Origin of the sequence: Streptomyces sp. NPDC008317 (assembly GCF_042955955.1) — a bacterium.
Taxonomy (GTDB): domain Bacteria; phylum Actinomycetota; class Actinomycetes; order Streptomycetales; family Streptomycetaceae; genus Actinacidiphila.
In genome coordinates this window covers 958,848-973,078 of the sequence record NZ_JBIBFQ010000001.1, presented here as the reverse complement: position 1 = coordinate 973,078, position 14,231 = coordinate 958,848, and the positions used below count along the sequence as shown (strand labels likewise).

Annotated in this window: 10 protein-coding genes, 1 tRNA gene and 1 other RNA gene; 8 read left to right on the top strand and 4 right to left on the bottom strand. The window is 67.2% G+C overall.

What is annotated here, in order from left to right:
* Positions 1-12: 12 nt before the first annotated feature.
* Positions 13-103: signal recognition particle sRNA small type (gene ffs, locus ACFY9V_RS04045), an RNA gene on the bottom strand.
* A gap of 76 nt (positions 104-179) precedes the next feature.
* Here ffs and ACFY9V_RS04040 point away from each other — a divergent pair.
* The 4 genes from ACFY9V_RS04040 (at position 180) to ACFY9V_RS04025 (ending at position 6,525) form a co-directional block, all read left to right on the top strand.
* Positions 180-264 (top strand) — tRNA-Ser (locus ACFY9V_RS04040).
* A gap of 386 nt (positions 265-650) precedes the next feature.
* The gene (locus ACFY9V_RS04035) at positions 651-2,201 is read left to right on the top strand and encodes an N-6 DNA methylase (protein WP_391159281.1); all 1,551 of its coding nucleotides are present in this window, start codon (positions 651-653) and stop codon (positions 2,199-2,201) included.
* Positions 2,194-3,444, top strand: a complete 1,251-nt coding sequence (locus ACFY9V_RS04030; RefSeq protein ID WP_391159278.1) for a restriction endonuclease subunit S — start codon at positions 2,194-2,196, stop codon at positions 3,442-3,444. Before ACFY9V_RS04035 ends, ACFY9V_RS04030 begins: the two co-directional genes overlap by 8 nt.
* 3 nt (positions 3,445-3,447) lie before the next feature.
* Complete coding sequence (locus ACFY9V_RS04025) at positions 3,448-6,525, top strand: HsdR family type I site-specific deoxyribonuclease (protein ID WP_391159276.1); 3,078 nt, start codon at positions 3,448-3,450, stop codon at positions 6,523-6,525.
* Positions 6,526-6,606: 81 nt separating this feature from the next.
* Here ACFY9V_RS04025 and ACFY9V_RS04020 read toward each other — a convergent pair whose 3' ends face one another.
* The 3 genes from ACFY9V_RS04020 to ACFY9V_RS04010 form a co-directional block, all read right to left on the bottom strand.
* Positions 6,607-7,830, bottom strand: coding sequence for a tyrosine-type recombinase/integrase (locus ACFY9V_RS04020; protein ID WP_391159275.1), 1,224 nt, complete (start codon positions 7,828-7,830; stop codon positions 6,607-6,609).
* Between the two features lie 11 nt (positions 7,831-7,841).
* Positions 7,842-8,144, bottom strand: a complete 303-nt coding sequence (locus ACFY9V_RS04015) for an excisionase family DNA-binding protein (protein ID WP_391159272.1) — start codon at positions 8,142-8,144, stop codon at positions 7,842-7,844.
* A gap of 151 nt (positions 8,145-8,295) precedes the next feature.
* Positions 8,296-8,835, bottom strand: a complete 540-nt coding sequence (locus ACFY9V_RS04010; RefSeq protein WP_391159269.1) for a helix-turn-helix transcriptional regulator — start codon at positions 8,833-8,835, stop codon at positions 8,296-8,298.
* Between the two features lie 289 nt (positions 8,836-9,124).
* On the opposite strand from ACFY9V_RS04010, the gene ACFY9V_RS04005 reads away from it, so the two are divergent.
* The 4 genes from ACFY9V_RS04005 to ACFY9V_RS03990 all read left to right on the top strand — a co-directional run bounded on the left by ACFY9V_RS04005 (position 9,125) and on the right by ACFY9V_RS03990 (position 14,226).
* Positions 9,125-10,645 carry a DnaB-like helicase N-terminal domain-containing protein gene (locus ACFY9V_RS04005; protein ID WP_391159266.1) on the top strand — a complete coding sequence of 507 codons (1,521 nt, stop codon included), beginning with the start codon at positions 9,125-9,127 and terminating at the stop codon, positions 10,643-10,645.
* Between the two features lie 253 nt (positions 10,646-10,898).
* Positions 10,899-11,606 (top strand): DUF2637 domain-containing protein, encoded by a 708-nt coding sequence (locus tag ACFY9V_RS04000; protein ID WP_391159263.1) that lies wholly within the window; start codon positions 10,899-10,901, stop codon positions 11,604-11,606.
* A gap of 356 nt (positions 11,607-11,962) precedes the next feature.
* Positions 11,963-12,499, top strand: coding sequence for a plasmid mobilization relaxosome protein MobC (mobC, locus tag ACFY9V_RS03995; RefSeq protein WP_391159262.1), 537 nt, complete (start codon positions 11,963-11,965; stop codon positions 12,497-12,499).
* Complete coding sequence (locus ACFY9V_RS03990) at positions 12,496-14,226, top strand: relaxase/mobilization nuclease domain-containing protein (RefSeq protein ID WP_391159260.1); 1,731 nt, start codon at positions 12,496-12,498, stop codon at positions 14,224-14,226. The genes mobC and ACFY9V_RS03990 overlap by 4 nt, the downstream gene beginning before the upstream one ends.
* Positions 14,227-14,231 lie beyond the last annotated feature (5 nt).

Genomic DNA, 14,231 nt, shown 5'->3' with positions numbered 1-14,231 from the left:
GCCGGCCCACGCGAAGACCCCCCACGCACCCGCCAGAGCCCACCTACCCTTGCTGCCTTCCGGCCCTGGGGGAGTTCAGCGAGATAGCGCCACGTGAGGGGCTGCCGCCCACCCTACCCGATCCCCCACCCCCCCATCGAGTTCGCAACCACCCCCCCACGCCCTGTACTGTTCCTCCCGGAGGATTCGCCTAGTGGCCTAGGGCGCACGCTTGGAAAGCGTGTTGGGGGCAACCCCTCACGAGTTCGAATCTCGTATCCTCCGCACCGGCCCACCAGGGCAGACGTGGCCCCCGACCGCCGAGCGGTCGGGGGCTTCGTCGTCCCGTGGTCTCAGTTCTGGTCTCAGTTACGTACGGGGAACGGCCGTGCATCCCCACGGACAGGCTTCGGCCGCTCTCCCCAGTATGGCCACGTCGGTCACCGGAGACACGATCGTCGACCGCACCGAAACTGCAACCCTCGCGGGCGACCAGAGCATGCGGCTCCGAGACAACCTGCGGGCCAGACGGGCTTCACGTCGACTCCTCGAAACCGCCAGCCCAAAGATCGACCACGGCCTCACGCTCGGGGGCCAAAATAGGATGCCCCGTGGCAACTCCACGGCTCCGAGACCCACCACCCGGATACGAGCAAGGACACCCCCAACTGATGGCAGTGACCCAGCAGGAGATCGAGAACCGGTTGTGGGACGCCGCCGATGAACTGCGCGTGGCGATGCCCGAAGCGCAGTACTCCTCGGTCGTCTTCCCTCTGATGTTCTGGAAGTACCTGTCGGATACCTGGGACCACACTCACCAGATCTTCCTCAAAGAGAACGAGGGCCTTGGCCTCTCAGCCGAAGAGGCCGACGAGGTCGAGTACAGCAACTACCAGACGTTCAAGATCCCCCTCATCTTCCCTGGCACTGTCGCCGAGAGCCGTGCCTCTTGGTCATCCATCCTCGCTACCGTGGCCCAGCACGGCCTCGGCCAACGGGTGCGCGCTTCCCTCCAGGCCATCGAGTCAGCCAACCCTGACAAGTTCTCTCGTCTGTTTGGGTCCATGGCCTGGACCTCGGAAGCGGTGCTGCCGGGGGAGGTACTGGCGTCGGTCATGCGGACGATGAACCGTGTCCCCAAGATGCACGAGGGCAACATGTCCCACGACGTGCTCGGTGGGGCGTACGAGTACCTACTCAAGCGGTTCTCGGACGGGTCCGGTACCCGTGCTGGCCAGTTCTTCACGCCGCGCGAGGTCGTCGAGCTGATCATCGAACTACTGGACCCCAAAAACCACGAGTCGGTGTACGACCCGACCTGCGGGTCAGGCGGCATGCTCATCGCCGCCGCGAACCTCCTGAAGGCCCACGGCGGGCGGGGATACACACTCAGCCTGAACGGCCAAGAGGCGGTAACAGACACTGCGGGTGTGGCTCGTATGAACCTCTTCATGCACAACCTGACCGAGTTCAAGGTCGAGGTCGGCGACACCCTGAGGGACCCGCGCTTCAAGAAGCCTGACGGGTCCGTGAAGCAATTCGACATGATCGTCGCCAATCCGCCCTACAGTCTGAAATGGAAGCCCTGGTCCAATGACCCGCGCGCCATTGGCGGGGTCGCCCCGCAGTCGTCAGCGGACTGGGCATTCGTGCAGCACATGATCGCCAGCATGAACCCGCAGAAGGGCCGCGCCGGTGTTGTGCTGCCGCACGGTGTCCTCTTCCGAGGCGGCCAGGAAGCAGCCATCCGCCAGCGCGTCCTGGACCACGATCTCTTGGAAGCCGTGATCGGGCTGCCCGCGAACCTCTTTTACAGCACGACGATTCCAACCTGCATCCTGGTATTCCGCGCCCCCGGTACCAAGGCCCCGGAGCGGAAGGACGGCGTGCTGTTCATCGACGCCTCCGCGCGGTTCACCAAAGCCAAGAACCGCAACGTTCTCACCGACGTAGACATCGCAAACGTCGTGACCGCCTACCACTCGCGCTCTGACGGTAGCGGAGAGGCTAACCTCTCGACACGGTTCGTCCCCACCACAGAGATCATGGCGAACGGCTACGACCTCAACATCGGCCGCTACATCAAGCAGGCCGCCGCTGAGCAGGAAGACCTCGGCACTCTCATCGACGCCTACAACATCGCCCGGGCTGAGCGTCAAAAGGCTGAGCAGCACATGCTCGCGGTCCTTTCTGCCGCTGGGATCGAGGGCTTCGATGAGTGACTGGCAGCAGATCAGCCTCGGTGGTCTGGAGTCTCCCGTGCGTCGCAAGGTAATTTCTCCGCCACAGGCACCGACGGCTTCGGCGAGTGACCGCTATCCGCTTCGTCCGCTCGGGGAAGTGATGCGCCTCGACATCCAGCGCACACCGATGAAGCCTGCAACCACCTACCGTCTAGCCGGTGTCCTGAATGCAGGGAAGGGGGTTGTCGCTAAGGGAGAACTCGACGGTGGAGATACAGAGTACGCAGCAATGAACGTGCTACGCGCCGACCAGGTCGTGATGCGAAAACTGACTGCGTGGGAAGGGCCAATCACCGTTGTACCTGCCGAGTTCGACGGATTCGTCGTCAGCAATGAGTTCCCGACGTTCACGCTTGGTCCAGAACTCATGCCCGACTGGATGAGGCACGTTTGTGGCTCACCGAGACTGTGGGCAGAGATGAAAAACCGAGTGAGCGGGACAGTCCAACGGCGCAAGCGTCTCAACCCAGAGCAGCTTTTGCAGATCCAACTGCCGATCCCGCCCCGTGAGGTACAAACTCGAATCGTAGAGGTCATCGACGCGGTCGATGACCAGATCACCACACTCCTCGGGGAAGTGGAAGCGCTCGCTCGGGTTCATGACGCAACACGTGAGTCGCTACTCAAGGATGCGCCCTTGACGCCACTCTCTGATGTCTGCGAGCTGACCGCTCGCCTCGTGGACCCGAGGTTGGAAGAATACGCGGACTTGACCCACGTTGGTGTTGAGACGATCGCCAAAGGCACCGGGGAGATCGTCGGCGCACGAACCGCTCGGGAAGACAAGATCATCAGCGGGAAGTTCCTATTCCGTGAAGGCGACGTCATCTATTCGAAGATCCGTCCCGCGCTGCGGAAGGTTGCTGTGCCGGGATTCTCAGGGCTGTGCAGTGCGGACGCCTACCCGCTCAGGCCCAAGGCTGACATTCCTGCATCCCTGCTACGTGAGGCACTGCTCCAAGAGCGCGTAGTCGAGTCAGCGATTTCAATGGCCGGGCGGACCAAGATGCCCAAGGTGAACCGCAAACAGTTGTTCTCGATTCAGGTAGCAATGCCCTGTCCGGACAGCATCGCTTCGGTAGACGCGGCGCTGTCTGCGCTCAGGGGGCATCGTGAGGCTGTCGTCGCTGAAGCCGCACGTCTCCGTGAAGTCCGGGCCGGACTGCTGTCGGGATTGCTGGACCGAACCATCGAGATTGAATCTGCCGAACCGGGAGTCTGAGCCGTGGCTAAGGGCATACGAGAGCGCGAGTTCCAGAACTCGATGATCCAGTGGTCCCTCCCGATGGGATGGGGCTACAAAGCGGGCAGGTCACTGCCGCGTGAGACGACACAAACGGTGCTCGCCGGCCATATGCGGGACGCCATCGTCCGGCTCAACCCTGAGGTGATAGACGGGTTCGACGTGGACGCCGTGGTCGAGGAGATCCTCGCCATGGTCAACGCCGTCGACGGCGGGTTGGTGCGAGCCAACGAGCAGGTGCTGGAACTACTGCGCGGGCACAAGGAGTTCCGAGGCGCCGACGGCGTGTGGCACGCCTTGAAGGTCATCGACTTCAAGCACCCGACCACCAACACCCTGGTCGTGTCGGACGAGGTGACCATAACCATCCCCGGCAAGACCCCCCGCCGATTCGATCTCGTGTACTGGGCCAATGGCCTGCCCCTCGTTGTCGTAGAGGTGAAGTCACCGACCGCTAAGTCAGGGTGGGCTGACGCCGCACGCGAGATCAACGACGTGTACGCCACCGAATACCCGTGGTTCTTCACCCCCAATGTCTTCGCTGTCGCCTCCGACGGACTGAAGCTGCGGTTCGGTGTCGCTGGTGCACCCCTGAACCTGTGGCAGCCGTTCCGATCCACTGCCGATGACGAGAACCTGTCCGGACAGGCCGACGTGCAGCGCTCCGTTGGGCTGCTGCTCAACCCGGCCACGGTCTTGGACATGCTCGCCAACTTCGTCCTCTTCGGCACCTCTGGGGGCGGGGCGGATAAGAAGTACCTGCCCCGTTACCCACAGATGGAGGCCGCACATCTGATTCATAGGCGGGTCCTGGCCGACGGCAAGAAGGGTCTGATCTGGCACCACCAAGGTAGCGGGAAGACGCTGCTGATGGTGTTCGCTGCTTCGCTGCTGCTGGCTGACACCCGCACTGAGTCGCCCACGATCATCTTGCTCTCGGACCGAACCCAGCTCGTGCGGCAAACCTCCGGGGTGTTCACCTCCGCGATGGGAGACGCCTACTTCCACCAGCCAACCACCAGCAAGGAGTTGCGTTCTTTACTGGCTGACGATGTGCGCGGCGTCATCTCCACGACTGTCCACAAGTTCGCCGACGCTGGCAAGAGCCTGTCGACCCGCCGCAACATCATTGTGCTGGTAGATGAGGCACACCGCACTCAGTCATCCGATGAAGAGTCCCTGGCGGGGCAGATGCGCGCAGCGTTGCCGCACGCGAAGTTCTTCGGCATGACCGGCACGCCCGTCAGGAATCTCGCCACCAACACCTTCGCCCTCTTCGGTGAGGAGACCGATCCGAACAGGGTGCTGCACCGCTATTCGGTATCGCGGTCTTTGCAGGACGAGGCAACCGTTCCCGTCATGCTGGACCCGCACCCGGTCATATTCGAGATGAACGACCGGGCCCTACAGGCCGAGTTCGACCAGTTCGCCGAGGAATTCGACCTCGACGACCCCGACCGTGAAACCTTGTCCCGCAAGTTCGGGCGCCTCACCTCCGTGTTTGCCAACCCCGAACGCATCGATACGGTCTGCCAGGACATCGTGGACCACTACCTGGCCGGCACTTATCGCAACGGCCTCAAGGCACAGGTCGTTGCTTACAACCGTGAGCTGGCCGTGAAGTACACGGACAAGATCAACGAGCTGCTGGCCGGCTTCGAGGCGTCCCAGGTGCTCGCCGAGGTCGGCAAGCACGACCGGATCACCGCCGAGGTGAACATCCACGTCTCGGACGCCAAGACCGAGGAAGCGGCCATGCGGCCCTACCGGCTCTCCGAGGTCGACGAGGAGGACCAGAAGCGGCGATTCCTCACTCCCGATGACCCGCTGTGCTTCCTGGTCGTGACGGCCAAGCTGATGACCGGGTTCGATGCCCCCAACGAGGGCGTCCTCTACCTGGACAAGCCAATGAAGGCTCACAACCTGTTCCAGACGATCACCCGCCCGAACCGCACCTGGGTGTCCCCGGCCGGATTCGTGAAGACCACCGGCGTGGTCGTGGACTACATCAGCCTGGCCGAAGAGGTCCAGCGCGCCGTCGTCGACCCGACCTCGGAGGGTTCCGCCGGCAGGGGCGGCGGGTTCGTCACCGACCTGACCGACCTGATCGCCGAATTCCGCACCACCTTCGCCCGCATCGAAGACCTCCTCGCAGACGTGGACGGCCTCGACCTCACAGCTCACGGGTACGAGTCCGTACGTACCATCAACAGCTTTCTGGACGCCAACCCTGACGCCGCCGAGGTCTTCAGCAGGGACTACCGACTTCTGGCCCGCCTGTACCCACTGATCAACACGGACAAGCGGGTCGCCAAGTACCAGGAGGGGTTCGGGCTCTTCGGGTCTGCCTACACGACCTTGTTCAAGAAGTCGTCCGACGAGGAACGGAAGGAACGACTGGGGGAGCTGGGACCGATGGTCCTGGAAATAATCAACGCCCACGTCCACTCATTCTCGGTAGCCGCCTCCCAGGAAGAAGCCCTCGTCCTGGATGCCCAGGGCATCACGATCCTCAAGGAGCTGCTGGCGCTCGTCCGTCCCAAGCCCGACAAGGACGACACCGAAGACAAGAGGCCGCCGTCGGCGGTGGAGATCCTGGACCACATCAAGGCCGCCCTCGACAAAGGCGTCGAACCGGGGTCAGCGAAGTACACCGCCCTGGCGGAGCGGATAAGGCAGCTGCGGGACCGGATCATCCAGAACGCCCAGGACGCACTGGAGTTCCTGGCCGAAGCGCTTCGGGTCGCCCGTGCCATCGTGAACGCCGAGAAACACCCCGACGAAGCCGTCGTGCTGGACGACGACCACGTAGGTGTCCTGTCGCGGATTATCCACGACCACGCTCCGCCCGGTCTTACCGTCACGGAGCAGAACCTGGCCGAGGAGATCGACCAGGTGGTCAAGCGCACCCTCGCCCAGTCATGGGACAACGCCGAGGCCCGCAACCGCGGGGTCCGGCGTGCTACTGCGGCAGTCTTCCGCCGGTACATGCTGAAGCCGGTGGGGGAGCCCTATAGCTCCACTGTCGCCTACGTGGAAGCCCACTACCTCGTTGACTGACGAAGGTCGGCAACCGTGTGGTTGCCGGACCTCGTGGGGCGGTCCAGTTTCGCCAGGTCCGCCCCACGTCGCTGCTGCCTTTTACTCCTCTCCGAGCCCTTGGGGTTGCCACAGCAGCCCATGAACCTTCTGGGCCGTCTCCTGAAGAAGTGGGTCTGTCACGTGCTGGTAGCGCTTGGCCATGGAGGCTGAGGACCAGCCCATGATGGCCATGACGATGCGCTCGGGGACGCCGAGGAGCAGGAGGACGGTGGAGGCGGTGTGGCGGGCGTCGTGGAGGCGGGCGTCGCGGACGCCAGCGTCCTGGAGCAACTCCTTCCAATGGTGGTAGTCGGTGTTCGGGATGAGCGGCTCACCGGTCGGTGAGGTGAAGACGTAGCCCTTCTCCGTCCAGAGCTGACGGGCAGCGGCGCGCTCCTCCGCCTGGGCCTCCCTGTGCTGGCGTAGCAGCTTGACGAGTTCGTCAGGCACGCCGATCGCGCGCTTGCCTGCACGGGACTTGGTGTCCTTGGTCTCGCGACGGATCTGCGTTCGCTGGCGGCAGTAGCCGGGCTTCCGGCCGCACTCCCCGCCGCAGCCGTGGGCGTACTTGGGGCGGAGGCGTCCGCGTCGGACGCGGATCACGCCGCCGTCGAGGTCGACGTCCGTCCACTGGAGGCCGAGGACCTCGCCCTGTCGGAGGCCGAGCGCCAGGGCGATGACCCAGCGGGCGGCGTTGCGCCGCTTGCCGGCCGCCAGGAGGATGCGCTGGACCTCCTCGACCGAGTACGGCTCGATCTCCTCCTCTTCGAGGCGCGGAGCTTTGGCGATCTTGGCGGCGTTCACGGTGAGGTGGCCACGGCGTACGGCTTCGCCCAGCGCTACCCGCAGCGTGCGGTGGGCCTGGTGGGCGGTGGCGGGTTTGCTGCCGCCATCCTGCATCTTCTTGTAGAAGCGCTCCAGGTGCTCCGGCTCCAGCTTGATGAGCCGGTGGGCGCCCAGACCGGGTATGAGGTGGACGCGGACGGCGACCTCGTAGCCGGCGATGGTGTTCTCGGAGACGCTGATCGGGGCGATGTTCTCGATCCAGTGGGTGAGCCAGGTTTTGACCGTCCACGCCTGGCCGGGTTTGCGGACGGTGCCGGAGTCGCGTTGCCTCTCCAGCTCGCGGACGAGCTTGGTGACCTCGGCCCGGGTCTTGCGGGAGACGTGGCGACGGTCGGGGGTGCCGTCGTCCTTGATGCCGACGGTCACGCGGCCGTGCCACCGTCCGTCGTTCCCCTGGTAGATGGACGAGGCGCCGTTGGGCTGCCGGGTTTTGGGCATGTCCGTCTCCCTCAGGCCGCGGTCGTGAAGTCGGATACGCCACCGCAACGCTGGGCAACGAAGGCACCCAGCGCCTCGGCGGGTATGCGGCGCAGGCTGCCGATCTTCACGGACGGGATCTGGCCGGAGGAGACGTACTCGTACATCTTGGTGCGGCTGATGCCGATGCGGCGGGCGGCTTCGGCGACGGTGAGGGCGACGAGGGTGGGGTCGCCGTGGGAGCCGTTGCGGGCGGCGATGAGCGTGCGCAGATCGTCCTCGGGGACGCCGAGGAGGCGGGCGATCTGGGCGACCGGAAGGTCGTGGGAGTGCAAGGCGGAAACCTCTCTTGGCGAGGTGTCGGGGCGGCAACCCCGGCCTCGCCGGTCTTGATCGTTCGTGGGTACGGGCGGTTGTGCTGGTGGTGCGGCAGGACATGGCTGTTCCGCCGGCGTTCGTAGCACCGGCGGAAGCAGGGTCGTGGGACTACGAGGCCGTGTCCTGGTCCGGGGCGGGGAGCCAGCTCTGCAGTTTGGGGGGAGCGCCTCGGTGGTGGTGGAACTCGCCGTTGGAGGCGACGGTCAGCTCGTGGGTGAGCAGGGCCTTGACCATGTCGTCCTGGTCGGGGTGGGCCTCGGTGTACGCGCGGAGTTCGGCCTGGACGGCGTCCATGGACTTGCCCAGTGCGCGCCACTGCTTCCACTGCTCGACGTACTCACCGACGAGTCTGCGGACCTGGGGGTTGGCGATATGGCCGGGCGCACTGGTGAGGTCGTCGAGGGTGATGTCGAAGACCTTGCAGAAGCCGAGTGCCTCGTCGAGGTTGACTCGGCGGCGGGGCTTGCCGCTCTCGATGCGCCAGATCGCGGACTGGTTGATCAGGTGGCCGGCCTCGGTCATGCGCTCAGCGAGCGCGACGGTGCTCCAACCCCGGACCTCGCGTTCCATCTTGATGCGCTGCGCGACGTGGTCCTCCGGCAGAGGGCGTTCGGGTCCTGCGGCTCGGGCTGCTCCTTCCTCGGTCATCGCGTCCTCCTCCTTCGGTTCGGGCCGTCGGGCGACGGCACGGGCGGGGCTCAAGTAGTAAAGCTCATTCGGGAGCCGAATGCAAGTTAGTCATTTCCGAATGGGCGTGGTATACTCGTAGGACCCCCTGGGGACAGGGACGAACGCGAAGGAGACAACGAAGAAGCCCCCCGGCGCTACGAACGCCGAGGGGCTGAAGCAGAAACCTCAACAACCGCCCGTACCCACGAACGATCAAGACCGGCTGGCTGGGATTGCCGTCCCGATGCCTGCCAGGTGAGGAGTTTCCTTGAACCAGCGTACGGCCTCGGGGCCGGATACGCCATCGCGTCCCCCGACAGCAGCCCCGGCCGTGGACGAGCCGCCCAACGACATCACGGCCGAGCAGGCGGTTCTCGGCGCGGGCATGTTCCGGCACCAGGCCGTGGACGAAGTACGCGCGCTGCTAGTGCCGGAGGACTTCTACCGGCCCGCGCACGAGACGATCTGGCGGGCCATCCTGGCCCTGCGCGCCGAGGACGCGCCCACCGACCCGATCGTGCTCGGCGACTACCTCCTCAGCCGCGGCGACCTGAACCGCGTCGGCGGCGCGCCCTACCTCCACGTGCTGGCCGGCGCGCCGCCAGCCGTCGCCAACGCAGCGCATTACGCGGAGATCGTCCGCCGCAAGGCCGACCTACGCCGCCTGCGGGAGAACGGCCTCCGCACCGTCCAGCTCGCCGCCGAGCCAGGCGCCGACCCCGACGCGATACGCAACGCCGCCGAGACGGAGTTGCGCGCCGAACGCGATCGGGCCCTGGCCTCCGGCGGCGGCCGACTGTCGCGCTACCTGGTCGACGGATGGCGGTTCGTCACCGAGACCGGCGCGGACACCGACCCGCTGTGGGGCACCCGCGAGCAGACCGCCTGGTCCTCCGGCGAGAGCCTGATGATCGTCGGGCCGCCCGGCGTCGGGAAGACCACACTGGCCCATCAGGTGATCCTCGCCCGCCTCGGCCTCCAGGACACCGTCCTGAGCATGCCCGTCTCCCCCAGCGAGCGGGTGCTGTATCTGGCCATGGACCGCCCCAAGCAGATCGCGCACGCCATGGCCCGCCGCGTCGCGCCGGAGCACGAGCCGGTCCTGCGTGACCGGCTCGCCGTCTGGCAGGGACCCCTGCCCGCCACCCTCGACAAGGAGCCCGACCTCCTCGCCGACCTCGCCGCCGCCCACCAGGCCGACACCATCGTGATCGACAGCCTCAAGGACGCGGTCAGCACCCTGGTCGACGACGCGCTGGCCGTGGCGTTCCACAACGCCCGCATGCGCGCGCTGCGCAACGGCGTCGAGGTCATGGAACTCCACCACCAGCGCAAGGCCACCGCCGACGCACCGCGCGGCCAACGCCCCACCCTGGACCGCGTCTACGGCTCCACGTGGATCACCTCCGGGGCGGGCAGCGTGCTGTTCATCGCCGGGGAGGCGGGCGACCCAGCCGTCACCGTCCACCACCTGAAGACCCCGACCGGGGAGATCGGCCCCCTCCAGGTCATCCACGACCACGAGCGCGGCACCACGACGATCGAGCCCACCTTCGACCCGATCGCCATCCTCCGCGCTCATCCCGGCGGGCTCACCACCCGAGACCTCGCCGCCGTCCTCAGCGGCCAGGCCAACCCCGACCGGTCGGCCGTCGAGAAGGCCAGGAGGCACCTGGAACGCCTCGTCAAGAGCGGCCTCGCCAGGAAGACCGAAGGCGCGGCAGGCGGCAGCGGAGGCGGCCAGCAGGCTCGCTACCAGGTTTCCAACCTGCACATCGCCATCGGCTGACCGCTCCCTTGTCGGGCCGCCCGGACCGTACACGGGGGCGTACACGCGGCCCTGTCGGGACCGGCCTGCGAAAAGCGTTCACAACCGTCCACGCCTGCCACGAACCCGCAGGTCAGACGATCACGCGACCGTACACGGCGCACACGCGGCCAGGCGTACACGCGCGGACCCCCCTTTAGAAGGGGGTCCGCGTGTACGCCCCCTCGGCGGAGCCCCGTGATCGCCCCACATCACCACCATGGAGAACTCCCGCATGACCAAGACCACCGCCGAGCGATACGCGCTCGCCGCCGCCGGGACCGTCATCATCATCCTCACCGCCGGCGGCTTCTGGCTCTCGTACGCCCACCTCGCCGAAGTCGCCGGACAGCACGGGCTGAGGAACTACCCAGCGCGCCAGTGGACCTGGCCCGCGACGCTGGACGCGTTCATCGTCGCCGGCGAACTGCTGATGCTTCGCGCGGGCCTGCGCAACACAGCGGACTGGTGGGCCGTCGCCCTGACCGCGACCGGATCGGTCGGATCCATTGCGCTCAACGTCGCCGGGGTGAGCGGATCACGGAACGGCACCGCCATCCCCCTCCTCGACTACGTCGTCGCCGCCGTCCCGCCGACCGCCGCGCTCCTGGCCTTCGGCGTGCTGATGCGGCAGATCCACCAACTCGTCACCGCGCCCGACGACACTGGGAAGCCGGTATCCGCACAGCCGGCGAAACGACCGCACGCCCTTCCGCAGGCCGTCGATCGGCAGACCGTGCCGCGCGCCGGCCGCCCCGCGGACGCCACGCTCAACGAACTCGTCGAGATCGGGCGGGCAGCGGCCGGCGAACACGGGCGTGCCACCCGCGCCGTCGTCCAACAAGCCATACGCGACAAGGGCCTCAAAGTTGGTGGCCAACGCCTCACCCAGGCCATGGCCGTCCTGCGGGCGGAACTCCGCACGGAACGCAGCGATGAGTGACCGCAACGGCGGCCGGAACGGAGCCGGGGTGGTCGGAACGATTCCGACCACCCTGTCCCCCGCGGTCACGCTCCTCACCCCAGTTCGGTCCCGACACCCGAAGAGAAGGACCGGCCCTCTCCTGGCCGAGCCGTCGCCAGCGATACGCCCACCATCCCCCTGCACCCTCCGGAGCACCAGCCGTGACCCAGACCCCGCACCACCTCGAAGCCCCACACGACGAGCCGTCGACCGTCACGAAGTCCCATAAGCTGAGGGAACGTTGGCAGCAGGCGTTCGGAAAGACGGCCCCTGGCGGAGCCAGTAGTACCCCGAGTCCGACTCGCGGCCAGTCTTGGGGGATCTCCGCCCCAGGGGTGGCGGAGACAGCCCAGCGCGAGGGCGCGCAAGGCCGGGAGGTGGGGGCCGCATCCGACCCGGACACGCTCCACGCCACCCAGCAAGCCGTCCTCGCCCCAGCGTCCGCCGAACCCGCCGCGCAAGGCGTGCAGCCCACGATCCGCCGCTTCACCGGCGACAAACGCACCGCCCGCGTCGGCCCCCTCCGCTTCACCCCCGACGAGCACGCGCTCCTCCAGGAGGCCGCCGCGGAGCACGGCTACAAGGGCGAATCCGGCTTCGCCGCCGATATCGTCCTCGCCTTCATCACCGGCCGGTTCACCGCGAACCTGCCGCTGAGCGAGGACCGGCGCCGCACGCACGTCTTCCGCGCTCAGGTCCTGCGCGCCCTCAGCCGCATAGGCAACAACGTCAATCAAATCGCCCGTGCCCTGAACAGCGACTACACCCCACCCGAGATAGGCGAGCACCTAGCCGAACTGCAGCGCCTGCTCGTCACCATCGCCGAAGCCCTCCGCCAGCCGGCCGACGAGGCGGAGGTGGGACGCCCGTGATCGCCGCCATCAAGCCCGCGGGTGCCAACACCCGCGGCCTGCTCGCCTACCTCTACGGCCCCGGCCGCCACGACGAGCATCTCGACCCGCACATCGTCGCTGGCTTCGCCATGCTCGGCATGCCCGACCCTGGCCGCGACGAGAACGCCACCCTGACCGCCCTGGCTCGCCATCTCGACGCACCCGTTGCCTTGCGCAACAGCGAGTTCGGCAAGCGCGTGACCGATCACGTCTGGCACTGCCCCGTCCGTGCCGCCCCTGAGGATCGCTTCCTGTCCGACGCCGAGTGGGGCGAGATCGCCCAGCGCATCGTCGCCGCAGCCGGTATCGACCCCGCGGGCGACGACATGGCCTGCCGGTGGATCGCCGTCCGTCACGCCGACGACCACATCCACATCCTCGCCACCACCGTCCGCGAAGACGGCCGCCGCCCCAAACTCCACGACAGCGGCATCCGCATCGGCAACACCTGCCGCGAGATCGAGAAGAACTACGGCCTCCGCCAGCTCAACAAGGGCGACCGCACCGCCACCCGCGCCCCCACCCAGGCCGAAATGCACAAGGCCAAGCGCCTCGGCTGGGAACAGACCAGCCGCGCCTGGCTCCAGGACCGCATCCGTGCCGCCATCCCCCACGCCACCACCGCCGAAGAACTCCTCGCCTACCTCGAAGCCGGCGACGTCGTGGTCAAACCGCGCTGCGGTCCCTCCGGCGACCTGATCGGCTACTCCGTCGGCCGCCCCGGCGACCTCAACAAGGACGGCGAGCAGATCTACCACCCCGGCGGGAAGATCGCCCCCGACCTCACCCTGCCCAAGCTGAAAGCCCGCCTGGAAGCCGGCACCCCCGAGGAGTACCCCACCGCCCGCCGCAACCGACCCGGCACCCCATGGCAGCACGCCACCGAAGCCCTGGACACCTTCAGCTACGAGATCAGCGGCACAGGGGAGGGGGCCGACGCTCGCGGCCAGGCTCAGATCGCCGCCCTCGGTGAGCTGATCGAAGCCACCGCCCAGGCCGCCCCCGCGGAACTCCGTGCCGAACTCCGCACGGCAGCACGAGCCTTCGCCCACGCCCAGCGCTCCCAGATTCGCGCCGAACACCACACCGCCACCACACTGCGAGCAGCTGCACGCGACCTCGTCAACGCGGGCACCGGCAAGGACGGCAGCCCCCTCGCCGTCCTGCTCTCAGCCCTCATCTGGTCCGCCATCCTCGCCGAAGGCTGGCACACCGCCCGAAGCCACGCCCAACAGGCCGCCGCCGCCCGCCAGAGCGTCCAGCACCTCCAAGCCGCCTACGACCAGGCAGCCGCACCCCAGCTCACCGCCCTCGCCCAACGCCAGCCCAACCCCGACACCCGCGCCACCCTCGCCAACGACGTGCGCGCCGCCATCCCCGACCACGCCACCCGCATCCTCGCCGACCCCGACTGGCCCGCCCTCGCCACCGTCCTCGCCGACGCCGAAGCCGGCGGCCACAAGCCGCTCCAGCTCCTCAAAGAAGCCGCCGAGCAACGCGAACTCCATACCGCCTCCCAGCCAGCCCGCGTCCTCCTCGGCCGCATCCAGCACACCAACCGCAACCCCGCCCCGAACCGCCGCGCTGAGGCCGCCCGCCTGCGGTCCCCTGTGATCGGAACGTCCCGTGCCGTTCAGGCGGACACGCTTCCGCCCGCGGCTCCCAATCCGCAGTCCGAGGCTCCTGGGTGGCGCCGTGGACGGTGACGCAT